The sequence below is a fragment of the Desulfovibrio desulfuricans genome (assembly GCF_024460775.1).
Lineage (GTDB): Bacteria > Desulfobacterota > Desulfovibrionia > Desulfovibrionales > Desulfovibrionaceae > Desulfovibrio > Desulfovibrio desulfuricans_E.
The window spans coordinates 103055-129829 of record NZ_JANFYZ010000004.1 but is presented as its reverse complement, the minus strand read 5'-3'; the positions used below and the strand labels follow the sequence as shown (position 1 = coordinate 129829).

The following is a 26775-nucleotide window of genomic DNA, read 5'->3' as shown; positions in this document are numbered from 1 at the left end:
CAAGCGGCTCCTGCTTATGTGGGGGCCGCTTTTTTCACCTTTTTTGCCGCTGCCCACAAGGCGCACATGCAGACATCACTGTTAATTATTTTAATATCAGTGTTAACAAATGAGGGCATATGGGAGCGTGGCGTGAAGTAATCAAGATTCAGATAACAATAAATTCTTAGTTATTTCACATGATAAGTATAAAATAAAACATCTTGATATATTGGAATATATATTGCATCCGCCTTCAATTTGATGTTTTTGGCAAGATCGCAGTGGACAGCCTGAATTGAAATGATCTGTTTTGCAGTGAGGAGGCTAGTTTATGTCGGTACGCAGCATCAGAATGGCAATGATGCTTCTTGTGGGCGGGGTGGTCTTTGCGGTGCAGTCGGCTCTGATTGTCGTTGTCGCCCGCTACAGCTATGAAGCCAGCCTGACGTCAAGCGTTGATCAGATGCGCCTCCTGGCTGGCACCATTGCCAAGTCGCTGGGCGACTTTGGCGAACAGCAGCAGATGGTGCTGCACGGAGCGGTGCTGCAACCTGCCCTCAAGGAATATTTGCGTAACCGGCATGATAATGGCGAGGCCGCAGGTTTTCTCTCGGCCATGTCGCGCTCGGCAGACGAAGTAAACTCCTTCTTTCTGTTTGACACGGAAGGCACCCAGCTGATCAACCGCGTTCACGGCAAGGAAGGCAGCCTCAAAAATTTTGCCCATCGCGAGTACATTCGCCAGACGTTCAAGGGCAAGCCCGGCCTGAGCGACACACCGTCAAAGAGCTCGATCACGGGCAAGGCCATTGTGGGCGTTGCCGATGCCATAGTGGACGACAGCGGCAAGGTCATTGGCGGCGTGGGCATGGCCTATGCCATTGACGGCCTGATGGAAAACTATATTAACGACATCCATCTGGGCAAAACGGGCTATCCGTTTATTGTCGCGCCCACAGGCGTCATGGTCGGGCACCCCGACAGCGAGCGCGTACTCAAGGATGTTTCCAAGGAAGAAGGCATTGCCAAGATTCTTGCCACTCCGTCGGGCGTGGAATCCTTCACCCGTGGCGGCGTGGAAAAAATGCTGGCGTGGGCTCCGGTTCCGGGCTGGAACTGGAAGGTTGTCATCACCATGGATCGCGCGGAGATTGAAGCCTCGGCCAACAACCAGCGCAACCTCATGGTTGGCGCGGGCTTTGCCGCAATTCTGCTGCTTGTGGGCATTACCCTGCTGGCCCTTGAAAAGATCATCGTCAAACCCCTGCAAGAGCTGGAATCCTATGCCCGGTCTGTGGCGTCGGGCGAGCTTGACCGCAGCCTGACGCTTGTGCGGCGTAATGAAATTGGTCATCTGGCAGACAGCCTGCGCAGCATGGTGGGCAGCCTTAAAGACAAGATAGCCGAGGCTGACGGAAAAAGCCGCCTGGCTCAGGAAGAATCTGAACGCGCAGCCAGCGCAACAAAAGAGGCCGAAGCCGCCCGTATTGCTGCGGAACAGGCCAAGGCCGACGGCATGCAGCATGCCGCCACCGAGCTTGAGGGCGTTGTGGAGGCCGTAACTACGGCTTCGGAAGAACTCTCGGCCCAGGTGGAACAGGCCAGCCGCGGCGCTGAAAGCCAGACCGCGCGCGTGGGCGAAACAGCCACCGCCATGGAAGAAATGAACGCTACCGTGCTTGAAGTGGCGCGTAACGCCGGGCAGGCGGCGGAATCCGCCAAAGCTGCCAAGAGCAAGGCTGAAAGCGGCGCGGATGTGGTGGCCAGTGTGGTAAAGGATATCAGCCGTATCCAGACCAGCGCAGTGGAACTGAAATCAGAAATGACCACGCTCGGCAAGCAGGCCGAGAGTACGGGGCAGATCCTGGGAGTTATTTCGGATATTGCCGACCAAACCAATCTGCTGGCCCTCAATGCGGCCATTGAAGCGGCGCGCGCTGGCGAAGCCGGGCGAGGATTTGCCGTGGTTGCTGACGAGGTGCGCAAACTGGCGGAAAAGACCATGACCGCCACCAAGGAAGTGGGCGACGCCATCCGCGATATCCAGAATGGCACCCGCAAAAACGTAGGCAACGTGGAGCAGGTTGTGAACATGATTGACACCGCCACCACGCTTGCGGGCACCTCGGGCGAGGCACTGCATGAAATTGTGAATCTGGTGGACGCCACAGCCCAGCAGGTGCAATCCATCGCCACTGCTGCGGAAGAACAATCCTCCACCAGTGAGGAGATCAATCGCTCCATTGAGGACGTGAACCGCATCTCGCTCGAGACCAGTTCCGCCATGCAGCATTCTGCCGGGGCGGTTTCCGACATGGCCCAGCAGGCCCAGGTGTTGCGCGGGCTTATCAGCAGTTTGAAATCCGGGCATTAGCCGTCTGCCTGTACGTACCAATGTGGGGGGGCCTTGCCGCATGGCAGGGCCCCCTTTTATCTGCCTTCCCGGGGCAGCTTTTAGGGTTGCTCACAGAGGCTTGCAAAAGAACGCTGCATCAGTAGTGTGGAAAAAACACCAGCAAACCCGGAGGCTCCATGCGGCAGACCACAATCATTGCTCTTTTGTTCATGCTGCTGGCGGCAACCGCCAGTGCGGCAGATTACAAGGACGTTGCCTCCGGCGTGCGCTATACGCACATCGGCGATTACAGCGTTGAACGGCTGAACAAAATTCTTACATCAGAAGTGGCGGCATTCAGCAATTTCAAGATGCAGTACCCGGAAGCCGCCAATGGTGTGAGCCTGTACAAGGTGCTGTATACAACCATGATCCCGGAACAGGGCAATCGGCCCACGCTGGCTTCCGGCCTTGTAGCGGTGCCGCAAACCACGCAAAAGAAGCTGCCAGTGGTTTCATATCAGCATGGCACGGTATTTACCCGCACTGCGGTGCCCTCCCGCCCCGAGGAATCGGATGAAACGCGCATTGTAACCGCGCGGCTGGCCGGGAACGGCTATGTGGTGATAGGTGCGGACTACATTGGCAAGGGTGATTCCACAGAGCCGGACAGCTACATGGTACGCGAGTCAACCGTGCAGGCCTGCATGGATATGCTTTTTGCCGCCCGTGCCGTGCTGGCGGATCTGGGCATTGAAGAGAATGGGCTTTATCTCAGCGGCTGGTCTCAGGGTAGCTGGAGCACCCAGCAGTTCCGCCATCGGCTCGAATCCCTGAACATGCCCGTCAAGGCGGCGGCAACGGCGGCTACGCCAGCCGATCTGTATCTGCTGCTGACCCGCTGGATAAACAACCCCTCATCGCTTGACGCCACGTGGCTGGCGGGCAGCGTTATCCTGTTTACCTATTCCTACGCCTACTATTACGACATGCCCGGCCTGCCCCAGACCATCATCAGGCCAGAGTATCAGGCTGTTTGCCGCGATTTTTACGAAAACAAGATCGGCTGGGAAGAGCTGCAACCGCAGATACCCGCCAAGGTTGCCGATCTGGTGCAAGAGGAAGTTATGGCGCAGTCTTCGGCGGGTATGGATACCTTTTTTCGCAGGCTGCGCGACAATCAGGCCTTCATGTGGCGCTCGGCAACGCCTTGCCGCTACTATTACGGCAAGGTGGATGAGGTCATGCCGCCCTACGTGTCCACCCTTGCCGTGGGCTACACCATCACCGCCGGGGGAGCCAGGGCTGAGGCCGTGTATGCTGGCGACACCGCCGACCACCGGGGTGCGTTTTTGTATGGGGTGGGGGATCAGAAGGATTTTTTTGACAGCAAGCGTTAAGCCGTTCCTTTGTCCGCTGGCTGTTTAAGACAGCCTTGCCGGGAAAAGACAATTCAAAAGGCAGGATTGCTCTGTTGACGGGATTTTGGGCCCTGCGGTCAGGAGGCTGAAAACCAGCCCCTGACCGCAGTTTTTTTATAACCATGTGTTGTAGCGGCGCATAAAGGCCCCCTTTACCAACGTGGCCAGGGCAAGATAACCCGCGAGCACCGCAGCCAGCCAGGGGAAGTAGCTGGCTGGCAGCGCGCCCATATCCAGCCCCTGACCCAGCGCGGTAAAGGGAATGGCCGTGCCCACGGCAACGCCAAGGCTCGTGAGCAGGGTCACCTGCCATGCGGCGCGGCTGTGCAGCAGGGGAACGCCCGGGGTGCGCAGCATGTGGATGACCATGGTCTGCGTCCACAGCGATTCCACAAACCAGCCCGCCTGAAACAGGGCGGCAAAGCTTGCCTGATCGACGCTGCTCATGGCCTGCCAGCCGCCTGCTGGCATGGGCACCACGGCAGGGCAGATTACCCAGAACAGCAAGGCGTAGGTTGTGAGGTCAAAGACCGAGCTGGTAGGCCCGAGCCAGAACATGAATCGCCGGATGCTGTCCGTGTTCCAGTTGCGGGGCTTGCGCAGAAACTCCTCATCCACATTGTCCCAGGGCATTGCCGTGCAGGAGACGTCGTAGAGCAGGTTGAGCACCAGTATCTGCAGGGGCGTCATGGGCAAGAAAGGTAAAAATACACTGGCCGCCAGCACGGAAAACATGTTGCCGAAGTTGGAACTTACCGTAATTTTTATATATTTGATTATATTTGCATAGGTGCGGCGTCCTTCCATCACCCCGGCTTCAAGCACGGTGAGGTCTTTCTCAAGCAGGATGACGCCCGCGGATTCCCGCGCCACATCCACAGCGGAATCAACGGAAATACCCACATCGGCGTTCTTCATGGCCGGGGCATCGTTGATGCCGTCGCCCATAAAGCCCACCACATGGCCGTTGCCGCGCAGGCAGGTCACAATGCGGGCTTTTTGGCGCGGGCTGAGCTTGGCGAAAATGTCGGTTTCTTCAACGGCGGTTTTCAGGGCCGCATCGTCCATCCCTTCTATTTCTACGCCCAGCAGAATGTTTTTTCCCGGCAGCCCCACCTGACGGCATACGCTGCGGGTAACGGCATCGTTGTCGCCTGTCAGCACCTTTACGCGTACGCCATGCTCGTTGAGCGCTGCCAGCGCCTTTGATGCGGAATCCTTGGGCGGATCAAGAAAGGCCAGATAGCCCAGCAGCACCATGTCTTTTTCGTCCGCCACAGAAAAAACTCCGCCCGGCGCTGACATGGTTTTGTGCGCCACGCCCACCACACGCATGCCGTCGTTGTTGTAACGCCGCACGCGCTCCAGTATTTCGGCCTGGAGTTCGGGCGTGAGCGGTTCTACCTGCCCGTGGTATTCGGCATAGGAGCACACGGTGAGCATTTCTTCCAGCGCGCCCTTGGTGATGATCTGGGTTTTGCCCGTGGTGTCGGCCACCACAACGCTCATACGGCGGCGGCTGAAATCAAAGGGCATTTCGTCCACAAGGCTGTATTCCTTGCGCAAGGGCTGCATGCTCAGTTCATCGGCGTGGTTGACGATGGCGGCGTCCAGCAGGTTTTTGAGGCCGGTCTGAAACCAGCTGTTCAAAAAGGCATGGCGCAGCACACGGGCGTCTTCCGTACCGTGAATATCGAGCGAATACTCAAGCACAATCCTGTCTTGCGTGAGGGTGCCCGTCTTGTCGGTACACAGCACATCCATGGCCCCAAGATTCTGGATGGCGTTGAGGCGGCGGGCAATAACCTTCTTGCGGGCCATAAACACGGCTCCGCGCACCAGATTGGCGGATACCACGGTGGGCAGCATCTCGGGCGTAAGGCCCACGGCAACGGAAAGGGCAAACAAGGCGGCTTCCACCCAGTCGCCCTTGGTAAAACCGTTGATAAAAAGCACCACCGGGGCCATGCAGAACATGAACCGCAAAAGCAGCCAGGAAACGGAATTCACGCCTTTGTCAAAGCTGGTGGGCGTTGTGGTGGCCGCAATCTGGCGCGCCAGAGAGCCAAAAAGCGTTGCTCCGCCCACAGCCAGCACAAGACCGTAGGCCGCGCCGCTGACAACGTTGCTGCCCATGAAGGCCAGATTGTCGCAATCAAGGGGCGAGGCGGCGGCCAGGTCGGCGGGCAGGGCATGGGGGAATTTTTCCACAGGCTCGCTTTCGCCCGTGAGGGAAGACTGGCTGACAAAAAGATCCTTGGCCCGTAAAATCCGCATGTCGGCGGGGATCATATCGCCTGCGGCCAGGCGCACCACATCGCCTACCACCAGCGAATTGATGGGCAGCTCCTTGCCCTCGCCCTCGCGCACCACTTCAATGGTGGTTTTGACCAGCGATTCAAGGCGGGCCACTGCATTGCCGGAACGGGCCTCCTGCACGAAATGCAGTACGCCGCTGATGCAGACCATGACCGTCACGATGATAACGGCGGTGAGGTCTCTTTCTCCGGCATCTGCCAGCAGATAGTCGGTAAAGAACGAAATGCAGGCCAGCAGCAGGAGCACAACGCTGAAAGGATTGATAAACGAGGTGAACAGGCGTTTGGGCAGGCTGTCCCTGCCCTTGGCGGCAAGGATATTGGCCCCGTACTGCTGGCGCATCGCATGCACCTGATGGCGGGTAAGACCATCGGGCGAGGAGTTGAACGTCTGCAGGGCTTCGTCCGGCTCAACGCGGGCGGCGTCAAGCAGGCGGGTTGCAGCCTGGCGAACCAGTTCAGTACTGACGGTATGTGAGGCGGCGTGGCCTTTGCGGCCAAAAAAACGGGCAAACGGCACAACAAGGCCGTGCGGCAGAAAAGAGCGCAGAACCATAAAATCCTCCTGGGAGCACGCGCAACGCGTTACCCGCAGGAAGATTTTCAGCTACGGGAACGGAATGGCGTGGAAAGAGTGGTGCGACGTAAACTGTCAGGTTCCGAAGGGGAACTGTGGCAACTGTCGGACGACATGTAGGATGCTCCTTCCAAGGGTTGAGGGTGACCGCCAGCCAGAAGGCAGACGCATAAAAAGTGCATGGCCGCAAAAGGCCATCTGCGCGGAACCTATTCGCTCCGGGCATTATTGTCAAAGGGTGAAATTTAAGCCCTATTCTGCCGTATCGTCTTCAAAGCCGGGTTTTCTGCGGTTTGGCTCGGCGGATTGTGCCATTTCGTCAAGAAAGTCATGCAAAAAACATATGGCGTCTACCGAAACGGATTCGCAAAGATGCGGTGGATCATTGGGATGGATGCCACCGGGCCTCAAATCCTTGCAGGAGAGGCTGCCAAAGCGTTCAGTGAACTGGGTTGCAAATCTGGCGCACAGATCAACAATTTCTGATTCTTCCTTGCCCAGCTCTGCGCCGCGCAGGCCGATGAGCAGTAAGCCGCCCTCCACAAGGCCGCACTGCCCGCCAGTGCCGCCAGCGCCGTGGCAACCCACTGTGGCAGTGTAAATCTGCGGGTGCAGCGGTTCTTTGAGAACAGTTTCCAGACAACGCAGGGTTGTGCGGGCGCAGTTGAGATCTCTGTCCCAATAGTAGTGGCGCACCAGGGCGGCCACTCTGTCGTGCGTACTCATGATTTTCCTCTCAGGTGCAGCAGTGTTTTCCATTTGGGAAGATCGACGTTCAGGTCAAGATATTCAGGTGGAAGGTGCAGGGGCGCTGCTGTTTGCAGCGCGCGGGCCACATCGTCCACGCTGCCGGTGCGCGGCAGGCTGGCTACATCTTGCAAGGGGCAGAGGTCAAAGTCGTCTGTGGGCAGCATGGCCACCACGGGCAGTCCCTTGATGGCGGCTTCAAGCGCCACGGTGGTGGAATTGGAGGCCCAGACCACCACGCCGGGGGCAAGCTGGTCGGCAATGGGGCCGTCTACCACCTGCACATCCTGCGCACGGCGGCCCAGCAAGGCCTTCAACCTTTCCTGAACCGGCAGGTAGGGGTGCGGCTTTACGCGGATTTCCCAGCCGTCAAGCAGGCCTGCATGCAGCGAACGGGCAAGCAGGGCCAGATGGGCCTCGGTTTCGTCCGCAAAAAAACTGGTTACGGCCAGCAACCGCCGGGGAGCAGGCGTGGAATCATGGCTCGCAGCAGCACTGGCATCTTGCGCGTCATTGTTCGCCAGATAGAGGTAACGCAGAGCTTCCACTTCGCCCAGGCGCTCGGCGGGCACGCCTGCCTCGCGCCACTGGGAACAGGCGGACTGCCCGTTGCCCCGCACCATATCGGGCTGGAATTCTGCCAGATCGCCCGTAAAGGTGCGCGGGTCGTCAAAATAGCGAAAGTCTGTGGGCCGGATGGTGGAGTGCTGCGCGCCGATGACCGGGCCGTTATTCGCCTCGTGCATGGTCTGGGTGAGCATGCGCTCCCACGGGCAGTTCTCCAGCGGAAAGAGCGTCCAGCGCTGCGGGCCGGCCATAGCGGCATATCGCTTGAATGCCCGGTGTTGCAGGCAGCGTTCAAGGCAACGCCAGCCCCGGAACGATTCCGCCCAGTAGGGGCCAAGGTAGGCCCAGAAATCAAGCTTTGAGCCTGCAAAACGAAAGGCCGCGCGGGCTTCTTTTTCCAGCCGCAGGCTGGCAAGGCACAGGCGCGCGTAGCGGAACAGGGCGGCTATGAGGTCGCCTGTGGTCAGAAATTCTTCAAGATAATGAAAGCTCGCGCCGTCCCTGCCTTCACGGCGAAAGCGGCCCCGCAGGGCAAGGCACTGGGCCAGACTGAGCTGGGGCGCGGGAAAGCGGATGAAAAGCCAGCGCACAAAGTGCCCGGCGGTCTGGGCATGCTCCCCGGCGCTTCCCTGTTCTTGCGTTTCCACCCCGGCGGTGGCGTTCAGCGCATCGTGCAGGCTCTCCCAGTAGCGGGAACGATAGCGGCCATTTTCCGCAGCCTTCATGTCCACATTGGGAAAGTAGGTGGCGATGGTGGCAGCCTGCCCCTGAGCGGGCGGCAGCAGGCTTTTGGCCGAAACTGGAGGCATGTGGCGGCGTACAGTCCACCACCAGTGGGCGTAGCGGGCCAGCGCGCGCAAGGGGGGAGGCGTTGCGTCATAAACCTTGCGCAGCAGACAGCGGGCTGGCTCAAGCGGAACCGGAGCTTCGCTGCATTCCGCAAACAGCCTGTGGCCTGACTTGCACATGCGCGCAAGCGCGCCGCGCAGGTCTTCATCCCCGCCAAAAACGCGCAGGGAGGCAAAGCCGCCCTCGTCCATGAGGCGCTCAAGGGAGCGTAATTTGTAAACAGTGTAGAGGCCGGGCGTCATCTTGGGATGGCGCTCGTACAGCAGCGAACACCACCACATGGAGAGCTTTTCGCCGCAACGCAGATGCTGCTGCATCTCGCGCCCGCCAACGCGCATGCGTCCCAAATCGTGCGCCCAGGCCATATGCTCGGCGCGGATGGCCGTCAGCTCATCGCGCAGGCGCGCAGACAGCGAAATTTCGCCATTGGGCGCTTCCCACCCGTCCCAGTGGGCAACAAGCCGTTCGGGCAGGGCCTGACCCGACTCTGTTTCGGCCTTGCCGCTGGGGCTGTAGCCCGGGGCCGTGCACAGCGCGCGTGCCGCATCCGGCAGTGCCGGGCCAATGACAAGAACAAGCTCTTTCATACTGAACCCCTAACGCTCAATAATCCCGGCGTCATCGGCTTCGGGCGCGGCGCTGGCCTCGTTGAGGGCTGCCCAGATGGCAAGCCCGTAGGGCGGCTGCAACACGCCTTTTTCGGTGATGATGCCGGTGATGAGTTCTGCCGGGGTTACGTCAAAAGCAAAATTGTACACGGGCACATCTGCGGGCGTAAGGCGCGTATCGCCCACGTGGGTGACCTCACGTTCCGGGCGCTGCTCAATGGGTATGCCGCTGCCGTCGGACGTTGTGGGGTCAATGGTGGAGAGCGGGGCAGCCACGTAGAAGGGAATATTGAAGTGCTTTGCCAGCAGGGCAACGCCATAGGTGCCGATCTTGTTGGCCGCGTCGCCGTTGGCGGCAATGCGGTCTGCCCCCACCACCACAGACTGCACAAGCCCCTTGCTCATGAGGAGCGCGCAGGCATTGTCGCAGGCAACGGTAACGGGGATATTGTCCTTGTGCAGCTCCCAGGCCGTGAGGCGTGCGCCCTGGAGGAAGGGCCGCGTTTCATCGGCAATAACCTTGATGCGTTTGCCCTGCTCCACAGCGCCGCGAATAACCCCAAGCGCCGTGCCATAGCCCGCAGTGGCCAGAGCCCCGGCATTGCAGTGGGTGAGCACGGTGTCGCCGTCTTTCAGGCAATCCGCGCCAAAGCGCCCCAGAGTCTTGCATGCTTCCACATCTTCGGCCTGCATTCTGGCGGCCTCGTCAAGAAAGGCCGCGAGCAGGGGTTCGCGGTCGCCGCTTCCGCTGTTGATGACCTTCCACCAGCATTTACGCATGCGTTCAACGGCCCATCGCAGGTTTACGGCTGTGGGCCGGGCATTGGCGATGCGGTCAAGCAGTTCTTCAAGCTGGGTGGCCCAGCCGGGGCCGCTGGTTTCGTTCAGCGCAAGGGCGCAGCCCCAGGCCGCAGTGACGCCAATGGCCGGAGCCCCGCGCACAACCATGGTTTGTAAAGCCGATACAATGTCGTCTGTATTGCGGCAGATCACTTCGGTTTCCTGCTCTGGCAGCAAGCGCTGGTCAAGCAGGTGCAGCGCAAGATTTTGCCTGTCAAAGCGAATATGATCTTCCATGGTTTGCCTCCGCAGGAATCAAGATATTTATCAAGGATACACAACTATGCGCGGAAGGCAAAGCGCAGTTGGCGGCATTCCGCCGGAAACCATATAAAAAACATGCCCCATCAAGGGGTTCGGCGGCCCGCAATGCTTTACAAACAGGCGCGCGGCTGGCTATGCTGCGGCATGACAAAATCGTTTCCGGCGCGTTGTGAGCGCCCGGTAAACGCACTGGCTTCCTGTGGGGCTGCGCGGCAGGGTGGAGTCCATGCCTGCATGGTGCGGGCGTGACCTGTTGCGAGCGCATGGGACAGACTGCATGTCGATCAACTTAGGAGCTATCAGACATGGAAGAGTTTTCGCGGATTCGCCGCCTCCCCCCCTATGTTTTTGCGGTGGTGGGAGACCTCAAGATGCGGCTGCGTCGGCAGAATATCGACATCGTGGACTTCAGCATGGGCAATCCGGACATCGCAACGCCCGCACCCATCGTCGACAAGCTTGTTGAGGCAGCACAGAAGCCGGTGAACCACCGCTACTCGCTTTCGCGCGGTATTCCGAACCTGCGCAAAGCCATCTGTGATCGCTACGCGCGCCACTACGGCGTGCAGCTCGACCCTGACAGCGAAGCCATCGTGACCCTGGGTTCCAAGGAAGGTCTGGCCCACCTTTCGCTGGCTATTCTTGAGCCTGGCGACGTGGTGCTCGCACCCGATCCGACCTACCCCATCCACAAGTACGCGCCCATCATTGCAGGCGCGGACGTGCGCAGCGTGCCCATCGGCCCTGGCCGCAACTTTTTTGAAGACCTTGAGGCCGCCATGCGTCAGGCCTGGCCCAAGCCCAAGGTGCTTTTCATCTGCTATCCGCACAACCCCACCACCGAAGTGACGGATCTGGAATTCTTCCAGAAGATTGTGGATTTCGCCAAGGAAAACCACATCTGGGTTGTGCATGATCTGGCATACGCCGATCTGGTTTTTGACGGCTATAAGGCCCCCAGCTTTTTGCAGGCCAAGGGCGCCAAGGATGTGGGCGTGGAATTTTACTCCCTGTCCAAGAGCTATTCCATGCCCGGCTGGCGCGTGGGTTTTGCCGTGGGCAACAAGGATCTTATCCATGCCCTGGCACGCATCAAGAGCTATCTGGATTACGGCATGTTCCAGCCCATCCAGATTGCCTCCACCGTGGCCCTCAACGGCCCCGAAGACTGCGTGCACCAGATCCGCGACGTGTACCAGGAACGGCGCGACCGCCTCATCGAAGGCCTGAACCGCATCGGCTGGGAAACTCCTTCGCCCAAGGCGACCATGTTTGTGTGGGCGCATATTCCCGAGCCCTTCCGCAAGATGGGCTCCGTGGAATTTTCCAAGCTGCTGTTGCAGGAGGCTCACGTGGCCGTTTCGCCGGGTCTGGGCTTCGGCTCCTACGGCGACGAATACGTGCGTTTCGCCCTGATTGAAAACGAACACCGCACGCGGCAGGCTATCAGTAGCATGCGGCGGTTGTTGTCGGGCGTCTCCGACTAAACCTGTTTCGCCCTCCGCGTTTTTTTGCTTCCGGCGGCGTCAGGCGGTCTTTTTATTCCGGTCGAGTACCATCAGAGTACACTCCCTGCATAAAAAGCCCGCCTTCCTTGCCGGAAGGCAAAAATCCGCAGGATGGCAAAACAGGTTTTGAAAGCAGTTTTTGTTCACTGGACTGCCTCAACGGGCCGTTTTCTTGCCAGGGAACAAAATCTCGCTTTCAAAAAACGTTTTTCCGAGCGGTTTGGGTTCAATCCGCTTGGATTGTCGGAAAAAGCGAAGCCAGAACAACTGAAATCGGCGGGGTCGGGAGGTTTTCCGGCCCCGCCGCAGCAACCATAAGGCCGTATACGGCCAACAACCGCGCAGGCCCGCGGCGGACAGACCGGGGTTAGGCAGCAGATTCGGAGGCGACATGACAAAGAACAGCGAAAAACCCCTGGTAGTGGGCCTTGCGGGATTTGGTACGGTGGGCGGCGGTCTTGTACGCCTGCTTGACGAAAACGCCGACCTTATCCGCCGCCGTTGCGGGCGCGACATCGTGCTCAAAAAGGTGCTGGTGCGCAACGCCACCAAGGCCCGCAGCGCCCAGTTGCCCGCCGGAACCGAGCTTACAACCGATTACCGCGCGCTTACCGATGACCCAGAAATCGATGTGCTGGTGGAGCTCATTGGCGGCATCGACAATGCCCGCACCATCATCGACCGCGCCCTTGATCAGGGCAAGCACATCGTCACCGCCAACAAAGCCCTGCTGGCCGAGGAAGGTCTGGCCCTGTTCCAGAAGGCTGACCGCAAAAAGCGCATCCTGCGCTACGAAGCCAGCGTGGCCGGGGCCATCCCCATTGTGGAAACGCTCAAGGAAAGCCTCACGGGCAACCGTATTGAATCGCTCATGGGCATTCTTAACGGCACCAGCAACTATATTTTGTCTGAAATGACCAGCAACGGCATGGATTTTGACGTTGCGCTCAAGCAGGCCCAGCAGTTGGGCTATGCCGAGGCCGACCCCACGCTGGACATTGACGGCCACGATGCCGCCCACAAGCTTATTTTGCTTATCCGTCTGGCCTATGGGGTGCACTATCCGTACACGGCCCTTTCGGTGCGCGGCATTCGCGGGCTTTCCGGCATGGATATCCGCCTTGCGCGCGAATTTGGCTACCGCATCAAGCTTATTGGTCAGGTGCGCGAGGTTCCCGGCGCCGAGGGCGCTGAGAGTGAAGGCAACATCCGGCTTGAAGCCGGAGTGTTCCCCGCCCTTGTGTACCACAAGTTTTTGCTGGCCCGCGTGGGCGGCGTGTACAATGCCGTGCGGGTGGACGCCAACGCCTCCGGCCCGCTGTTTTTCCACGGACGCGGCGCGGGCGATCTGCCCACAGCCGGAGCCGTGTTGGGCGATCTGCTGGCCGTTGCCCGCGATGAACGCCCCAACAACACCGGCTTTGTGAGCAAGGAACTGCCCAAGGCCTCCATCGTGCCGCCGGAAGAATGGCGTTCGTGCTACTACGTGCGCGTCATGGTGCAGGACGCCCCCGGCGTGCTGCGCGATCTTTCGGGCTGCATGGCCGCCGAGGGCATCAGCATGGCCCAGGTCATCCAGAAGAGTGATGAAGGCAATGGCGTACCGCTGGTCTTCATGACCCACGAAACCACGGCCCGCGCCATGAGCGATGCTCTCCAGCGCACCATGGACGCCGGCCTGCTCAAGGAACCCGCGGTCTACTTCCGCGTGTTGGGAGGAGCATGATAATTTTTGATGAACCATACGTCTCGCCAGAGCTGCTCGACTACGCGGCAGCCCGGCGGGAACCGGTGCTCGACAATGCTGTGGCGCGGGACTTGTCCCGCGCCCGCGCGCTTTCTGGCGCAGCGCCCCTGAACCTCGTTCCGGAAGCGGAATTTGCGGCCCAGTGCCGGAAGTCCTGCACGGACTGCGCGCCCCCGCGCATCTATACCTGCTCGGAAAATTCCCTGGCCTGGGTCTGCGACCATGTGGACAATGCCGAACTTGTCAGCGGCATTGAAAAGCTCAAAAACAAGGCCAGAACCCGCGAGTTGCTGCGCCCCCTCTACGATGATTATTTCTATCGCAGACTCAGCCTTGATGCCCTGCGCCGCCTGCCTTTTGAAGAACTGCGCCTGCCCTGCGTGGTCAAGCCTTCTGTAGGTTTTTTCAGCCTGGGCGTGCGCATTGTGCGCACCCGCGAGGACTGGCTTGCCGCCCTCGCCGCCATTGAGCAGGAAGCAACGCACTGGCGCGAGCAGTATCCTGACAGCGTGGTGGACAGCGAGGACTGGCTCATCGAGGAATACATTGACGGCGATGAATACGCCGTGGATGTATACTTTGACGCGCAGGGGCAGGCCGTGATCTGCAATATCCTGCGGCACGAATTTGCTTCCGCCTCGGACGTGAGCGACCGCCTGTACTACACGGGCGCTTCTGTGGTACGCTCCCACCTTGCAGAGTTCGAGGCATGGTTCAACAAGGTTAACTCCTTGCTGGGTCTGCGGAATTTTCCCACCCATGTGGAGCTGCGGCGTGACGCCCAGGGACGCATACGACCCATCGAGTTCAACGCTCTGCGTTTTGCGGGCTGGTGCTGCACGGACGTCACCCTGTTTTCCTGGGGCTTCCACACCTACGGGTGCTTTCTGGAAGGGCGGCGGCCCGACTGGGACAAGGCTCTGGCCGGGCGCGAAGGCAAGCTCTACACCCTCATTGTGCTGAACAAGCCGGAAAACTGCCCGCCCGTACGCAACTTTGATTACGAGGCCTTGAGCCGTGGCTTTGCCCGCGTGCTGCATGTGCGCAAAAGCGATTTCACGCGCTACGGGCTTTTTGGTTTTCTCTTTACCGAAACGCCGGAAAACCAGCGTGACGAGCTGGACCGCATAGCACGCTCCGACCTGCTGGAATTCACAAGCTGAGGCAGCCGTGGAAACTTTTGAAATAAGCACCCGCAGCCGATGCGAAATGGTCGATATCACGGCGGAGCTGCGCGCGCTGGTACGCCGCAAGGCCGCCGATGGCCGCTGGCAGAGCGGCGCTCTGGCCCTGTTCTGCCCGCACACCACCTGCGGCCTCACGGTTAACGAAGGCGCAGACCCTGACGTGCGGCGCGACATGCTGGCCTTTTTCAGCCGCCTTGCCCCGGAGCATGGCGATTACCGCCACGCTGAGGGTAACAGCGATGCCCACATAAAAACCACCCTGCACGGGCCATCCCTCCTGCTGATTGTGGAGAAGGGCGAACTGCGCCTTGGCACGTGGCAATCTGTTTATCTGTGCGAGGGCGATGGCCCCCGCCGCCGCAACCTGTGGCTGCAATGGCTGAAGTCCGACGACTAGAGCTTTTCGTGGCAGGGATTTTTCAGGAAAATCCTTGCGGACCAGTTGATCCATTCCCTTCGTCAACAGCTCTAGAGCGGGCATTCAGCTGCTTGCGGCCTGCCTTTTCATGGCCTTAAAGGAGCACCATCCATGCCCCATGACGTAAATCTTATTCTTACGCTTGCCGGGGGGCTTTCCGCCGCCCTGGTTCTTGGTTTTATCACGCAGAAACTGCGCCTTTCTCCCCTTGTAGGCTATCTGCTGGCAGGCATCATCGTAGGACCGCACTCCCCCGGTTTTGTGGCCGATGCGTCCACGGCGGCCCAGTGCGCCGAGATTGGCGTTATCCTGCTGATGTTTGGCGTGGGCCTGCATTTTCATCTCAAGGATCTGCTGGCCGTGGGGGCCATTGCCACTGGTGGCGCAGCGGCGCAAATCTCGCTGGCAACGCTGGCAAGCATGGGGCTGCTGCATCTTTTCGGCTTTGATCTGCTCTCTGGCGCGGTCTACGGCATGGCTATTTCTGTAGCCAGCACCGTGGTGCTTACCCGAGTGCTTGCAGATAACCATGACCTGCACAATCCCACCGGGCATGTGGCTCTGGGCTGGCTGGTGGTGGAAGACATCTTTACCATTCTGCTGCTTGTGCTGCTGCCTTCGGTTCTTTCTCCGGGCGGCGAATTCTGGAGCGCCCTGGGCATGACCCTGCTCAAACTGGCGGCGCTCTCCGTGTTTACGCTTGTGGTTGGGCAAAAGCTTATTCCGTTGTTTCTGGGCTACGTGGCCCGCACGGGCACCCGCGATCTGTTTACCCTTGCGGTGCTGGCTCTGGCCCTTGGCATTGCCGTTGCTGCTGCGGAGTTTTTTGGGGCGTCCATGGCGCTTGGCGCATTCTTGGCTGGCATGGTTGTGGGGCAGTCCGAGTTCAGCGCCCGTGCCGCCGCCGAAGCCCTGCCCCTGCGTGATGCCTTTGCCGTGCTGTTCTTTGTGTCTGTGGGCATGCTCTTTGACCCTGCCTCGCTGGCGCAGGACTGGCCCCTCATGCTGGCGACCCTCTTTGTCATCATGATTGTGAAGCCTCTTGGGGCGCTGCTGATGACAAGCCTGTTCCGCAAGCCTCTCAAGCTGGGACTGCCCGTGGCCGCCTCCCTGTCGCAGGTGGGTGAATTTACTTTTATTCTTGCGGGCCTCGGCATCAGCCTTGGGGTTTTTGACCAGAGGGTCAACAATGCGCTTATTCCTGCGGCCATCATTTCCATCACGTTCAACCCCATGCTGTACCGCAAGGCCAAGGATGTGGCCCTGTGGTGGGAGAAGCGCAAGCGCGGCAACGCTGCCGAACCATCGGCCTGCCTGATCGTGCCGGACGAAGGCAACCGCGCGCGGGTGGTTGTGGTGGGCTACGGCCCCGTTGGGCGCAGTTGCTGCCGCATTTTGCAGGACAGCAGCATGCTGCCAGTGGTTGTGGAAATGAATATCGACACGGTGCGGCTTTTGCGCAGCGAAGGGGTGCCCGTGGTGCACGGCGATGCCATGCAGGCCGAAGTACTGCGCGAAGCTGGCCTGGAAAAGGCCGAGGCCCTGCTGTTGACATCCCCCAGTATCCCCGCAGGCGAAGTGACGCCCATAGCACGCGCGGTGAATCCGCATGCGCGCATTCTGGCGCACACGGCCTTTGTGAGCGAAGCCCGCTCCCTGCGCGATAAAGGCGCGGACGCCGTTTTCAGCGGCGAACGCGAAGTTGCGCTGGCCATGGCGGAATATCTGTTGCGCTCGGCGGGTGCGCCGGAGGCGTATGTGCAGACTGAGCTTGAACGTGTGCGCGAGAAGCTCGACTAGTCTTTGTTTAAAAAGCGTCTTTTGTCCTCTGGACTGCGTCAAAGGCCCGTTTCAGGACAGGGCTGTACCATCATGTACTATCCCTGTCCTGAAACGGGCCTTTGACGCAGTCCAGAGGACAAAATCCATCTTTTTAAACATAAATCTTTGATGGAGAGAAAATTACGCCGAAATTGTAGTGTATTAACCTGAATATCAAAGAAAAATCAAAAGTATAGAGTCACCTTACCCCATACCTTGCAGTGAAACCAGCGCCCGGATTGTTGTCATGATTATCCATATCGACATGGATGCCTTTTTTGCATCGGTAGAGCAGATGGACGACCCCTCCCTGCGCGGCAAGCCCGTCATTGTGGGCGGCGAGCAGCGGGGCGTGGTTTCCACCTGTTCTTACGAGGCGCGCGTTTTTGGGGTGCATTCGGCCATGCCCATGGCAACGGCCCGCAGGCTCTGCCCGCAGGCCATTGTGGTGCGTGGGCGATACGCGCGCTATGCCGAGCTTTCGCGGGCGGTCATGGCGGCCCTTGCCGAGTTTTCACCCCTTGTGGAGCAGGCCAGCGTGGATGAGGCCTATGTGGACGCCACAGGCCTTGAGCGTCTGTTCGGCTCGCTGGAAGAACTGCTCCTGCGCATCAAGGAACGTGTGCGCGAGGCCACGGGCGGGCTTACCTGTTCCGCCGGGGCCGCGCCGGTGAAGTTTCTTGCCAAGATTTGTTCAGACATCAACAAGCCCGATGGCATGTTCATCCTGCGGCCCGAAGAAGTGGACGACTTTCTGGCGACCCTGCCTGTGGGCAAGATTCCCGGCGTGGGCAAGCGCATGGTTGAGAGTCTGCAAGGTCTGGGCGTGAGAACTGTGGGGCAGTTGCGCCGCTACAGTCTGGATTTCATGCTGCGCAAATACGGCAAGTGGGGCGGTGTGTTGTATGAGCGCGTGCACGGGCGCGACCCGCGCGGCATCGAGACCGAACGCGCCGCCAAGAGTGAAAGCGCGGAATGCACCTTTACCGAGGACACGCGCGACCGGGATTTTTTGCAGCGCATGCTGCTGGCCCATGCAGAGCGCGTGGGCGCCTCGCTGCGGCGGCACGGCTACAGAGGCCGCACGGTGACGCTCAAGGTCAAGTATACGGATTTTCGCCAGATTACCCGATCGCGCACCCTGCCGGAGGGCATAAACGCCACGGAAACCATTTTTGAGGTGGGCTGCGCCCTGCTGCGCGAGCTGCCCCTGCCCCAGCCTGTGCGGCTTATCGGCCTTGGGGTTTCAGGTTTTGACGCGCCTGTGGCGCAACTGGTCTTGCCGGGCGCGGTCAAGCCAGCAACGCAGGGGCTGGACCCGCAGGTTGAGGCCAGGAGACAAAAGCTGGATGCAGCGCTGGACGATCTGCGCAGCCGCTTTGGCAACAAGGCGGTGCAGCGCGGGCGACTGTTTACGCCTGCGGAAAAAAAGACCGCTGCCGCGCTTGCCCCGGATAGCGCCGGGGATGTGGACACGTCGGATGCAAAAGAATCTGACCGTGAGGATTAGGCGGCTTTATGCGCTTGCCTGACCCTGCCGCGCAAACAGGGCCATGTATTCCTGATTGCCCTTGGGGCCCTTGATGGCGGCGGGCAGCACACCCTGACAGGCAAGACCCAGATTGGCCTGGGTGAAGAGCAGAATCTTGTCCACCGCGCGCTGGCGGGCGGCATCATCGCGCACCACGCCCTTGACGGTTTCGCCGGGGCCAAGCTCAAACTGGGGTTTGATGAGCGTGGCGAGCATGCCGCCGGGTTTGAGCCAGGGCATGCACGAGGGCAGCACGAGGGTGAGCGAAATAAAGGAAACGTCCGCGACTACCAGATCAACCATCTCGGGGATAAGGCTCTGCTCCGCATGGCGCAGGTTGACGCCTTCTAGATTTATCACCCTTTCATCGGCCCGCAGGCGTTCGTGTAACTGGTTTTTGCCCACATCCACAGCATAAACGCGCTTGGCCCCCCGTTGCAGAAGGCAGTCCGTAAAACCTCCGGTGGAAGCGCCCGCGTCCAGGCACACAAAGTCGGTCACATCCAGCTTGAAATGCTCAAGGATGGTCAAAAGTTTGTAAGCGCCACGGCTCACGTAGCGTTCCGGTTCCAGCAGGGCAAAAACCGTGTCCGCAGCAAAAGGATGCCCCGGTTTGGGCACTACCTGCGGCGGCGCGCCAGGAACCGTCTGCTCAAGGATGATTTTGCCCGCCATGATAAGGCGGCGGGCCTGTTCGCGGCTTTCCGCAAGGCCCTGTTCAAATACAAGCTGGTCGGCGCGTTGTCTGGGTGATTTAGGCATGGAGGTCTTATAGCTGCTTGCCGCGGCAACCACAAGACTGCCTCTAAGTTGCCCGCGTGGGGCCGCCAAGTGGCTTGCAGCGAGCGTATGGCCGGGGCCGTAAAGCCATTTTATGCTCAACCCAGCCCGGTGCACTTGCCAAAGCCGCAAAAGAGGGCTATATAGCTTGCCCTTGTGCGGTACTGCGCCGCGCCAAGGGTAAAACGCGCGGGCGTCCGAATTGCTGTAAAAGCTGGATTATGCCGCGTTCACGAGGTAGCTGCCATGAAAAATGATATCCATCCCAAAGTGTTCAACGCCACCATCACCTGCGCCTGCGGCAATGAAGAGCACGTGCTCTCCACCAAGGGCGAACAGGTTAACGTGGAAGTTTGCTCCGCTTGCCATCCTTTCTTCACCGGCAAGCAGCGTTTTCTTGATACCGCTGGTCGTATTGACCGCTTCCGCAAGAAGTACGCCAAGTTTGATCAGCAGTAAGCTTGGGTCGGGCCTTTACCGGGACTCCAGCACTGGCATGACGCCCGAAAGTTCGCGGCGGGCAGGCTCGCAGCAAATCGCCCCGCGCGCAAAGCGCGCGAGCGGTGTGTTGCAGCTTGCCCTCGCTCTTTTGAATGCGGAATGCGCCCCGGTAGGCGGGCAGGCCGTCATGGAAGGCGTGATGATGCGTCACGGTGATGTCTACGGACTGGCTGTTCGCCAGACCGACGGCGTCATTCGTGCCATGCGCTGCCCGTGGTTTTCGCTTACCCGCAGCCCCTGGCTCAAAAAGCCCTTTGTACGGGGCTTTCCTGTGCTGCTGGAGACCCTGGTCAACGGCATCAAGGCGCTCAACCGCTCGGTTGAAGCTGTGGCCCAGAGCGAGCAGGAGGAAATCTCCGGCTGGCATCTGGTGCTTACGCTGATTCTGGCCCTGCTGATGGCAGTAGGCCTTTTTGTGGTTGTGCCGCACCTGCTCTCGCTGGTGATGCTTTGGGCGCGCCTTGGCGGCGATGTGGAAGGGCTTTCGTTCCACCTCTGGGACGGCTTTTTCAAGTGCTGCATCTTCATGGGGTATATCAAGGCAATTTCATATGTGCCTGATATCCGCCGTGTTTTTCAGTATCACGGGGCAGAACACAAAACCATCCACGCCTATGAGGCGGGGGGCGATGTGGACGCAGCCGCTGCCATGGGTAAAAGCCGTCTGCATCCGCGCTGCGGAACCACGTTTTTGCTGTTTGTCATCAGCATTTCCATATTGCTGCATGCGGTGCTGGTTCCCCTGATGTTGAGCATTTACACGCCGCAGGGCGAAGTGGCCAAGCACGCACTCACCATTGGAGTCAAGCTGCTGTTGATGGTGCCTATAAGCGCGCTGGCCTATGAGCTTATACGCTACGCCGCCAAGCTGCCCGAAGGGCTGTCGGCAACTGTGCTGCGCGCCCCGGGGCTGGCCCTCCAGCGGCTCACCACCTACGAGCCTGACGAAAGCCAGCTTGAAGTGGCCGTGGTGGCCCTGCGTGAAGCCCTTGGCCCGGATGACGGCGCGAGGGTGCGCACCGTAGCCTACACCACGGAATAGCGCTTATTGCCGTCTTTTTCTGCCGCCTTTGCGGCAGATGCTGTACATGGGCCTGTTGCCTGACATGCTGCTTGCGGCATGGCTGCGCGCCCGATTTTCGTTTTTTCCGCCCACAGCGTGTTGGAGACACCTATGTTCGCCAAATTGGAAGGTCTGGAAAAGAAATTCATGGAGCTGGAGCATTCCCTGGCTGAGCCGGACGTGTTCAACGATCAGGAACACTACCGCAAGCTCACCAAGGCCCATGCCGATCTGCGCGACATTGTGGGGATGTACCGCCGTCACAAGGCGCTGTTGCAGGAACAGGCCGAAAACAAGCTGCTGCTGCGCGATGAAGACCCGGAAATGCGCGAGCTTGCCCAGGAAGACCTGCGCCGCATTGAAACGGAACTGCCCGAGGTGGAGCAGGAGCTCAAGCTCATGCTGCTGCCCAAGGATCCGCTGGACGAAAAGAACACCATTCTTGAAATCCGCGCCGGTACTGGCGGCGAAGAAGCGGCCCTGTTTGCCGCTGACCTGTTCCGCATGTATTCGCGCTATGCCGAAGTAAAGGGCTGGAAGGTGGAACTCATGAGCGAATCGCCCTCTGAATCGGGCGGCCTCAAGGAAGTTATCTGCCTTATCAGCGGCAACAAGGTGTACAGCCGCCTCAAGTTCGAGGCGGGCACCCACCGCGTGCAGCGTGTGCCCGCCACGGAAGCCCAGGGCCGCATCCACACCTCTGCCGCCACCGTGGCCGTTATGCCCGAAGCGGAAGAAGTGGACGTGGAAATCCGCCCGGAAGACCTGCGCATCGACATTTACCGGGCCTCCGGCGCTGGCGGCCAGCACGTCAACAAAACGGAATCGGCTGTGCGCATCACGCACTTGCCCACCAATACCGTTGTGACCTGTCAGGATGAACGTTCGCAGCACAAAAACAAGGCCCGCGCCATGAAGGTGCTTGCCTCGCGCATCCTGGCCGCCGAGCGTGAACGCTATAATTCGGAAATTTCCGCCGACCGCAAGTCGCAGGTGGGTTCCGGCGACCGTTCCGAACGCATCCGCACCTACAATTTCCCGCAGGGGCGTTGCACGGATCACCGCATCAACCTGACCTTGTATTCTCTGGACCGCATCATGGAAGGCGAAATCGATCCTCTGATTGAAGCCCTGAGCACTGTGGCGCAGGCCGATGCGCTCAAGGCGCAGGCTTCTGATTAATCGCCTGCCTGTAATATGGATACTAAAAACGCCCGCAATCGCGGGCGTTTTTTGCGTCTGCGTGGCGGGCATCCACGCGGCAGGCAATGCACTTATACTGACTGGTCGGGCAGCCGCAGCATGCCCTCGCGGATGATAAAGGCGATCACGGCTTCAATGCCTGCGCCGGAAAGCATCTCTGTGAGCACATAGGGGCGTTCGCCGCGCATGCGCCGGGTGTCGCGCTCCATCACGTCCAGCGAGGCATGCACCATGGGCGCGAGGTCAACCTTGTTGATGATGAGCAGGTCGGACTTGGTGATGCCGGGGCCGCCCTTGCGCGGGATTTTGTCCCCGCCGCTCACATCGATGACATAGATGGTGAGGTCTGCCAGTTCCGGGCTGAACGTGGCGGAGAGGTTGTCTCCGCCGCTTTCCACCAGCACCAGCTCAAGGCCGGGATGGCGGGCCTGAAGCTCTTCAATTGCCTGAATGTTCATGGAGGCGTCTTCGCGGATGGCAGTGTGCGGGCAGCCGCCCGTTTCAACGCCGATGATGCGGTCGGCCTCAAGGGCGTTGTGACGCAGCAGAAATTCCGCATCCTCGCGGGTATAAATGTCGTTGGTGACGACAGCCATGTTGTAGTGCTTGCGAAGGCGCATGCACAGGTGGCGCAAGAGGGCCGTTTTGCCGGAACCCACTGGGCCACCAACGCCCACTCGCAGGCAGGGTCTATTGGTCATGACGTTCAACTCCTGAAAAGTCGGGTGTATTGTCGTTCGTGTCCGGCGCTGCACAGGGCAAGGCCGGGGAGGCTGGAGCCGATGTCGTCATCGGGCAGGGCCGCTGCCTGCGCCACCAGTTGCGGCACGGCAGGCATGAACTCCAGCAACAGTTTTTGTGCGGCGGTCTGGCCCAGAGGTACCGTTTTGCAGGCCACGGCCACCTGATTTTGCAGCCAGCTCCACACATAGGCGCAGGCCGCATCCATCCCGGCGCGCTGTTGCGCGGCAGGGTCGCTAAAAGGCTCCATGCTGCGGGCGTGCTGGTCGAGCATGACGGCGGCAACAGCAAAACAGGCCGTGTACCCCGCGTTGTCTGGCAGAGGCCAGTGCGGCAGCATGTCCTGATCGTGCAAAATGCGGCGCAAGGCGCGTCCCATCTGGATTTCTTCCTGCCACAGTTCGCGGCTTTCGCGTCCGGCAAGCATAAGGGCGTTCCAGCGGGCGAGCGCAACGGCATCCTCACTGCTTGCCGCCGCGTGCATGCGCAGCAGCAGCGGCAGGTCGTTGCGTGCAAGGCCAAGGCGCAGCACGCCCCAAAGCCAGCGGCGCACGCCTTCCGCCGTGCCTGCGAGCCCCCGCTCCACTGCGGCGGCCAGGCCCTGCGACCAGGCAAAGCCGCCCACGGGCAGGGATTGCCCCGCCAGATAGAGCAAGGCTGTCAGGCCAAACTGCGGCCCATTCCATGCAGTGCGGCTACAGCTACGGCCAGCATGCGGCCCGGTTTGTCCTGCGGCGTCCTTCGCCTGCCCATGCGGCGCGCACTGTTGTACTTGTTGAGCAAGGCAGGTTCCACCTGCCAGCGCCCTTGTGGGGGGCGTTTGCTCGGATGCCGGGTCAGTCGCCAGTCCGGCAGCCAATTCAGCCATGACTGTGACCGTGACCGCCGTAGGCTCCGCCCTCGGGCACAAAGGGCAGGTTTTCACGCCGCAGCCGCAGACCCAGATTTTCCGCCAGTTCTTCAAGCACGTGGTCGGGCATGAAGCGCAGCCACTTGTGCCCAAGCTGCAAGGCGGCGTGGCGGTTGCCAAGGTGATAGCAGGCGCGGGCCAGGGTTTCCCAGTTGGGGGCAATGCCCGTCACCACGGGTTCCGCGCCGTTGCGCACAATTGCCAGTACGTCCCCGGCGCGCAAAATATCGCCCTCGCGCAGAACCTGCCCGCGCGTGAGAAACAGGCCCGCTTCTTCGCCGCTGTCCAGCCGCAGCCGCTGACGGCATTTGCCGCGCTGCTCCCAGGTCAGGGTGAGGGTGGCCGTAGGCTCCAGATTGGTGCGCTGCCCCATGTTTTCGGTAAATTCCAGCATGGTCGCTCCTTGGGTGGTTTGCCTAGAACAAAAAATACCGTTGCGCCAGCGGCAGCACTTCCGCCGGAGCGCAGGTGAGTATTTCGCCGTCAGCGCGGACTTCATAGGTTTGCGGGTTCACGGCAATGGCCGGGGTGGCGCTGTTGAGCAAGAGGTCGCTCTTGCACAGGGTGCGCGTACCCCGGCAGGAGGAAAGCCCGCGCAGCAGGCCCAGCTCCCGCAACCGTCCCTCGCCGCCGTTTTCCATGAAGGCGCGCGAAACAAAGCTCAGGCTGGCGGCAGCCGCAGCCTGCCCCAGCGCGCCAAACATGGGCCGATAGTGCATGGGTTGCGGCGTGGGGATGGAGGCGTTGGCATCGCCCATGGGCGCGGCGGCTATCTGCCCGCCCTTGATGACCAGCGAGGGTTTGACCCCAAAGAAGGCGGGCTTCCACAACACGAGGTCGGCCAGAAGGCCGGGGGCCACTGCGCCAATGGCGTGGGAAAGGCCGTGGGTCACGGCAGGGTTGCAGGTGTACTTGGCCAGATACCGGCGCACCCGGAAGTTGTCGTTGCCGCGCCCCCGGTCTTCGGGCAGGGGGCCGCGCTGCACCTTCATCTTGTGGGCGGTCTGCCACGCGCGGGTGATGACCTCGCCCACGCGGCCCATGGCCTGCGAGTCTGAGGAAATCATGGAGATTACGCCCATATCCTGCAAGATATCCTCCGCGGCAATGGTTTCGCGCCGGATGCGCGAATCGGCAAAGGCCGCGTCCTCTGGCAGGGAGGGGTTGAGGTGGTGGCAAACCATGAGCATGTCCAGATGCTCGTCCACGGTGTTCACGGTATAGGGCCGGGTGGGATTGGTGGACGAGGGCAGCACGTTGGGCAGGGAGCAGGCGCGCAGAATGTCGGGAGCATGGCCGCCGCCTGCGCCTTCCGTGTGGTAGGTGTGGATGGTGCGGCCACGGAACGCGGCCAGCGTGTCTTCCACAAAGCCCGCCTCATTGAGCGTGTCGGTATGGATGGCGACCTGCACATCGTATTCGTCAGCCACGGTAAGGCAGGTGTCGATGGCAGCCGGGGTTGTGCCCCAGTCTTCGTGCAGTTTCAGGCCGCAAGCGCCCGCCTCGAGCTGCTCGCGCAGGGCCTCGGGCATGGCGGCATTGCCCTTGCCCAAAAAGCCAAAGTTCATGGGCAGCGCGTCTGTGGCGGCCAGCATGCGTTCCAGATGCCAGGGGCCGGGGGTGCAGGTGGTGGCGTTGGTGCCCGTGGCAGGGCCGGTGCCGCCGCCAAGCATGGTGGTAATGCCGCTGGCAAGGGCTTCTTCCACCTGTTGCGGGCAGATAAAATGGATGTGCGAGTCCATGCCGCCAGCGGTGAGCAGGCAGCCTTCGCCCGCAATAATCTCCGTGCCGGGGCCGATGATCACGTCCACATCGGGCTGCACATCGGGGTTGCCAGCCTTGCCGATGGCGGCAATGCGCCCGTCGCGTATGCCAAGATCGGCCTTGATGATGCCCAGCGCCGCATCCATGATGACGGCATTGGTGATGACTGTGTCCATAGCGCCGTCAGCATTGCTGATCTGGCTCTGGCCCATGCCGTCGCGAATGACCTTGCCGCCGCCAAAGCAGACTTCATCGCCATAGACGGTGTGGTCGCGCTCAATTTCTATCCACAGTTCCGTGTCCGCAAGGCGGATGCGGTCGCCCGTTGTGGGGCCGTAGAGTTCGGCATACTGGCTTCTGGGGATGCGGATCATGCTTTTTCCTCCCTGGGGGCTTCGGCATCAAGCGCCCCCATGATCTGGGCGCGAAAGCCAAACACGCGCCGTGCCCCGGCGTAGGGCACAAGGCGCACCTCGCGTTTTTGCCCCGGCTCAAAGCGCACGGCGGTTCCGGCGGGTATGTCGAGCCGCATGCCGCGCGCGGATTCGCGGGCAAAGGTTAGGGCCGGGTTTACCTCAAAAAAATGGTAGTGCGAACCAACCTGAATGGGCCTGTCGCCGGTATTGGAAACTTCCAGCACAACTTCTTGCCCTTCCGAGAGTGCGTTAAGGGTTATTTCGCCCTCTGCGATATGAAATTCACCGGGAATCATGCGTCCCCCTTGCGTGTTCGTATACGTTGCTGCGTTCGTTGTCGTGCACGGCTTGCCCTTGGTGCCCTGATTACAGAATGGGATCGTGCACGGTCACAAGCTTGGTGCCGTCAGGAAAGGTGGCCTCCACCTGCACTTCGTGGACCATCTCGGGGACGCCGTCCATGACGTCCTCGCGCGTGAGCAGGTTGCGGCACGAACCCATAAGCTCGGCCACGCTTTGCCCGTCGCGCGCGCCTTCAAGCACAGCCAGGCTGATGTAGGCAACAGCCTCGGGGTAATTGAGCTTGAGGCCGCGCGCCTTGCGCCTCTCTGCCAGCAGCCCGGCGGTGAAAAGCAGCAGCTTGTCTTTTTCTCTGGGCAGAAGTTCCATGATGCCTC

Annotated in this window: 23 protein-coding genes; 12 read left to right on the top strand and 11 right to left on the bottom strand. The window is 60.4% G+C overall.

Annotated elements, in window-relative coordinates; translation table 11 throughout:
- The first annotated feature begins 313 nt into the window (after positions 1-313).
- Entirely contained in the window at positions 314-2356 is a 2043-nt protein-coding gene (locus NE637_RS06390) for a methyl-accepting chemotaxis protein (RefSeq protein ID WP_192113489.1), read from the top strand.
- Positions 2357-2514: 158 nt separating this feature from the next.
- The gene (locus NE637_RS06385) at positions 2515-3717 is read left to right on the top strand and encodes an alpha/beta hydrolase family protein (RefSeq protein WP_192113490.1); all 1203 of its coding nucleotides are present in this window, start codon (positions 2515-2517) and stop codon (positions 3715-3717) included.
- Positions 3718-3852: 135 nt separating this feature from the next.
- Here NE637_RS06385 and mgtA read toward each other — a convergent pair whose 3' ends face one another.
- From mgtA to mtnA, 4 genes are all read right to left on the bottom strand, one after another.
- Positions 3853-6612, bottom strand: a complete 2760-nt coding sequence (mgtA, locus tag NE637_RS06380; protein WP_227118430.1) for a magnesium-translocating P-type ATPase — start codon at positions 6610-6612, stop codon at positions 3853-3855.
- A 273-nt stretch (positions 6613-6885) separates the two neighbouring features.
- Complete coding sequence (locus NE637_RS06375; RefSeq protein ID WP_192113492.1) at positions 6886-7359, bottom strand: C-GCAxxG-C-C family (seleno)protein; 474 nt, start codon at positions 7357-7359, stop codon at positions 6886-6888.
- Positions 7356-9383 (bottom strand): TIGR04326 family surface carbohydrate biosynthesis protein, encoded by a 2028-nt coding sequence (locus NE637_RS06370; protein WP_227118431.1) that lies wholly within the window; start codon positions 9381-9383, stop codon positions 7356-7358. Before NE637_RS06370 ends, NE637_RS06375 begins: the two co-directional genes overlap by 4 nt.
- A 9-nt stretch (positions 9384-9392) precedes the next feature.
- On the bottom strand, positions 9393-10481 hold the full coding sequence (mtnA, locus tag NE637_RS06365) for an S-methyl-5-thioribose-1-phosphate isomerase (protein ID WP_227118432.1): 1089 nt from the start codon (positions 10479-10481) through the stop codon (positions 9393-9395).
- A 332-nt stretch (positions 10482-10813) separates the two neighbouring features.
- Here mtnA and NE637_RS06360 point away from each other — a divergent pair, with 332 nt between their 5' ends.
- The 7 genes from NE637_RS06360 to NE637_RS06330 all read left to right on the top strand — a co-directional run bounded on the left by NE637_RS06360 (position 10814) and on the right by NE637_RS06330 (position 18699).
- Positions 10814-11995 carry an aminotransferase class I/II-fold pyridoxal phosphate-dependent enzyme gene (locus NE637_RS06360; RefSeq protein WP_192113495.1) on the top strand — a complete coding sequence of 394 codons (1182 nt, stop codon included), beginning with the start codon at positions 10814-10816 and terminating at the stop codon, positions 11993-11995.
- Between the two features lie 132 nt (positions 11996-12127).
- A complete protein-coding gene (locus NE637_RS06355; protein ID WP_227118433.1) occupies positions 12128-12334 on the top strand; it encodes a hypothetical protein in 207 nt (68 codons plus the stop codon).
- A gap of 73 nt (positions 12335-12407) precedes the next feature.
- Positions 12408-13742 (top strand): homoserine dehydrogenase, encoded by a 1335-nt coding sequence (locus tag NE637_RS06350; protein WP_227118434.1) that lies wholly within the window; start codon positions 12408-12410, stop codon positions 13740-13742.
- Positions 13739-14926, top strand: a complete 1188-nt coding sequence (locus NE637_RS06345) for an ATP-grasp domain-containing protein (RefSeq protein WP_227118435.1) — start codon at positions 13739-13741, stop codon at positions 14924-14926. The genes NE637_RS06350 and NE637_RS06345 overlap by 4 nt, the downstream gene beginning before the upstream one ends.
- 7 nt (positions 14927-14933) lie before the next feature.
- On the top strand, positions 14934-15347 hold the full coding sequence (locus tag NE637_RS06340; RefSeq protein WP_192113499.1) for a secondary thiamine-phosphate synthase enzyme YjbQ: 414 nt from the start codon (positions 14934-14936) through the stop codon (positions 15345-15347).
- A 132-nt stretch (positions 15348-15479) separates the two neighbouring features.
- Positions 15480-17168, top strand: coding sequence for a cation:proton antiporter (locus tag NE637_RS06335; RefSeq protein ID WP_192113500.1), 1689 nt, complete (start codon positions 15480-15482; stop codon positions 17166-17168).
- 268 nt (positions 17169-17436) lie between these two features.
- On the top strand, positions 17437-18699 hold the full coding sequence (locus NE637_RS06330) for a DNA polymerase IV (protein WP_227118436.1): 1263 nt from the start codon (positions 17437-17439) through the stop codon (positions 18697-18699).
- A gap of 6 nt (positions 18700-18705) precedes the next feature.
- On the opposite strand, the gene NE637_RS06325 is transcribed toward NE637_RS06330, so the two are convergent.
- Entirely contained in the window at positions 18706-19482 is a 777-nt protein-coding gene (locus NE637_RS06325; RefSeq protein WP_215646890.1) for a TlyA family RNA methyltransferase, read from the bottom strand.
- Between the two features lie 264 nt (positions 19483-19746).
- On the opposite strand from NE637_RS06325, the gene rpmE reads away from it, so the two are divergent.
- From rpmE to prfA, 3 genes are all read left to right on the top strand, one after another.
- Entirely contained in the window at positions 19747-19959 is a 213-nt protein-coding gene (gene rpmE / locus NE637_RS06320; protein ID WP_192113503.1) for a 50S ribosomal protein L31, read from the top strand.
- A gap of 169 nt (positions 19960-20128) precedes the next feature.
- The gene (locus NE637_RS06315) at positions 20129-21043 is read left to right on the top strand and encodes a DUF1385 domain-containing protein (protein WP_192113586.1); all 915 of its coding nucleotides are present in this window, start codon (positions 20129-20131) and stop codon (positions 21041-21043) included.
- Positions 21044-21175: 132 nt separating this feature from the next.
- The gene (gene prfA / locus NE637_RS06310; protein ID WP_192113504.1) at positions 21176-22246 is read left to right on the top strand and encodes a peptide chain release factor 1; all 1071 of its coding nucleotides are present in this window, start codon (positions 21176-21178) and stop codon (positions 22244-22246) included.
- 92 nt (positions 22247-22338) lie between these two features.
- Here the strand turns inward: prfA and ureG are convergent, their stop codons facing one another.
- The 6 genes from ureG to ureA form a co-directional block, all read right to left on the bottom strand.
- The gene (gene ureG, locus NE637_RS06305) at positions 22339-22968 is read right to left on the bottom strand and encodes an urease accessory protein UreG (RefSeq protein ID WP_192113505.1); all 630 of its coding nucleotides are present in this window, start codon (positions 22966-22968) and stop codon (positions 22339-22341) included.
- Positions 22969-22973: 5 nt separating this feature from the next.
- A complete protein-coding gene (locus NE637_RS06300) occupies positions 22974-23876 on the bottom strand; it encodes an urease accessory protein UreF (protein WP_227118437.1) in 903 nt (300 codons plus the stop codon).
- Positions 23869-24312: an urease accessory protein UreE gene (ureE, locus tag NE637_RS06295; protein WP_192113507.1), complete on the bottom strand. Its 444-nt coding sequence runs from the start codon at positions 24310-24312 to the stop codon at positions 23869-23871. The genes NE637_RS06300 and ureE overlap by 8 nt, the downstream gene beginning before the upstream one ends.
- Before the next feature lie 22 nt (positions 24313-24334).
- Entirely contained in the window at positions 24335-26056 is a 1722-nt protein-coding gene (gene ureC / locus NE637_RS06290; RefSeq protein ID WP_215646886.1) for an urease subunit alpha, read from the bottom strand.
- Complete coding sequence (locus tag NE637_RS06285) at positions 26053-26394, bottom strand: urease subunit beta (RefSeq protein WP_022659923.1); 342 nt, start codon at positions 26392-26394, stop codon at positions 26053-26055. The genes ureC and NE637_RS06285 overlap by 4 nt, the downstream gene beginning before the upstream one ends.
- Before the next feature lie 70 nt (positions 26395-26464).
- On the bottom strand, positions 26465-26767 hold the full coding sequence (gene ureA / locus NE637_RS06280) for an urease subunit gamma (protein ID WP_192113509.1): 303 nt from the start codon (positions 26765-26767) through the stop codon (positions 26465-26467).
- Positions 26768-26775: the final 8 nt, after the last annotated feature.

What these genes read in the sequence shown, in the direction of transcription:
- ureA (WP_192113509.1), bottom strand. Translation starts at nt 26,767, where the DNA reads ATGGAACTTCTGCCCAGAGAAAAAGACAAGCTGCTGCTTTTCACCGCC.
- NE637_RS06330 (WP_227118436.1), top strand. Translation starts at nt 17,437, where the DNA reads ATGATTATCCATATCGACATGGATGCCTTTTTTGCATCGGTAGAGCAG.
- prfA (WP_192113504.1), top strand. Translation starts at nt 21,176, where the DNA reads ATGTTCGCCAAATTGGAAGGTCTGGAAAAGAAATTCATGGAGCTGGAG.
- NE637_RS06335 (WP_192113500.1), top strand. Translation starts at nt 15,480, where the DNA reads ATGCCCCATGACGTAAATCTTATTCTTACGCTTGCCGGGGGGCTTTCC.
- NE637_RS06355 (WP_227118433.1), top strand. Translation starts at nt 12,128, where the DNA reads ATGGCAAAACAGGTTTTGAAAGCAGTTTTTGTTCACTGGACTGCCTCA.
- ureG (WP_192113505.1), bottom strand. Translation starts at nt 22,968, where the DNA reads ATGACCAATAGACCCTGCCTGCGAGTGGGCGTTGGTGGCCCAGTGGGT.
- NE637_RS06350 (WP_227118434.1), top strand. Translation starts at nt 12,408, where the DNA reads ATGACAAAGAACAGCGAAAAACCCCTGGTAGTGGGCCTTGCGGGATTT.
- NE637_RS06370 (WP_227118431.1), bottom strand. Translation starts at nt 9,383, where the DNA reads ATGAAAGAGCTTGTTCTTGTCATTGGCCCGGCACTGCCGGATGCGGCA.
- ureC (WP_215646886.1), bottom strand. Translation starts at nt 26,056, where the DNA reads ATGATCCGCATCCCCAGAAGCCAGTATGCCGAACTCTACGGCCCCACA.
- NE637_RS06325 (WP_215646890.1), bottom strand. Translation starts at nt 19,482, where the DNA reads ATGCCTAAATCACCCAGACAACGCGCCGACCAGCTTGTATTTGAACAG.
- NE637_RS06285 (WP_022659923.1), bottom strand. Translation starts at nt 26,394, where the DNA reads ATGATTCCCGGTGAATTTCATATCGCAGAGGGCGAAATAACCCTTAAC.
- NE637_RS06385 (WP_192113490.1), top strand. Translation starts at nt 2,515, where the DNA reads ATGCGGCAGACCACAATCATTGCTCTTTTGTTCATGCTGCTGGCGGCA.
- NE637_RS06345 (WP_227118435.1), top strand. Translation starts at nt 13,739, where the DNA reads ATGATAATTTTTGATGAACCATACGTCTCGCCAGAGCTGCTCGACTAC.
- rpmE (WP_192113503.1), top strand. Translation starts at nt 19,747, where the DNA reads ATGAAAAATGATATCCATCCCAAAGTGTTCAACGCCACCATCACCTGC.
- NE637_RS06375 (WP_192113492.1), bottom strand. Translation starts at nt 7,359, where the DNA reads ATGAGTACGCACGACAGAGTGGCCGCCCTGGTGCGCCACTACTATTGG.
- mtnA (WP_227118432.1), bottom strand. Translation starts at nt 10,481, where the DNA reads ATGGAAGATCATATTCGCTTTGACAGGCAAAATCTTGCGCTGCACCTG.
- ureE (WP_192113507.1), bottom strand. Translation starts at nt 24,312, where the DNA reads ATGCTGGAATTTACCGAAAACATGGGGCAGCGCACCAATCTGGAGCCT.
- mgtA (WP_227118430.1), bottom strand. Translation starts at nt 6,612, where the DNA reads ATGGTTCTGCGCTCTTTTCTGCCGCACGGCCTTGTTGTGCCGTTTGCC.
- NE637_RS06315 (WP_192113586.1), top strand. Translation starts at nt 20,129, where the DNA reads ATGGAAGGCGTGATGATGCGTCACGGTGATGTCTACGGACTGGCTGTT.
- NE637_RS06360 (WP_192113495.1), top strand. Translation starts at nt 10,814, where the DNA reads ATGGAAGAGTTTTCGCGGATTCGCCGCCTCCCCCCCTATGTTTTTGCG.
- NE637_RS06300 (WP_227118437.1), bottom strand. Translation starts at nt 23,876, where the DNA reads ATGGCTGAATTGGCTGCCGGACTGGCGACTGACCCGGCATCCGAGCAA.
- NE637_RS06390 (WP_192113489.1), top strand. Translation starts at nt 314, where the DNA reads ATGTCGGTACGCAGCATCAGAATGGCAATGATGCTTCTTGTGGGCGGG.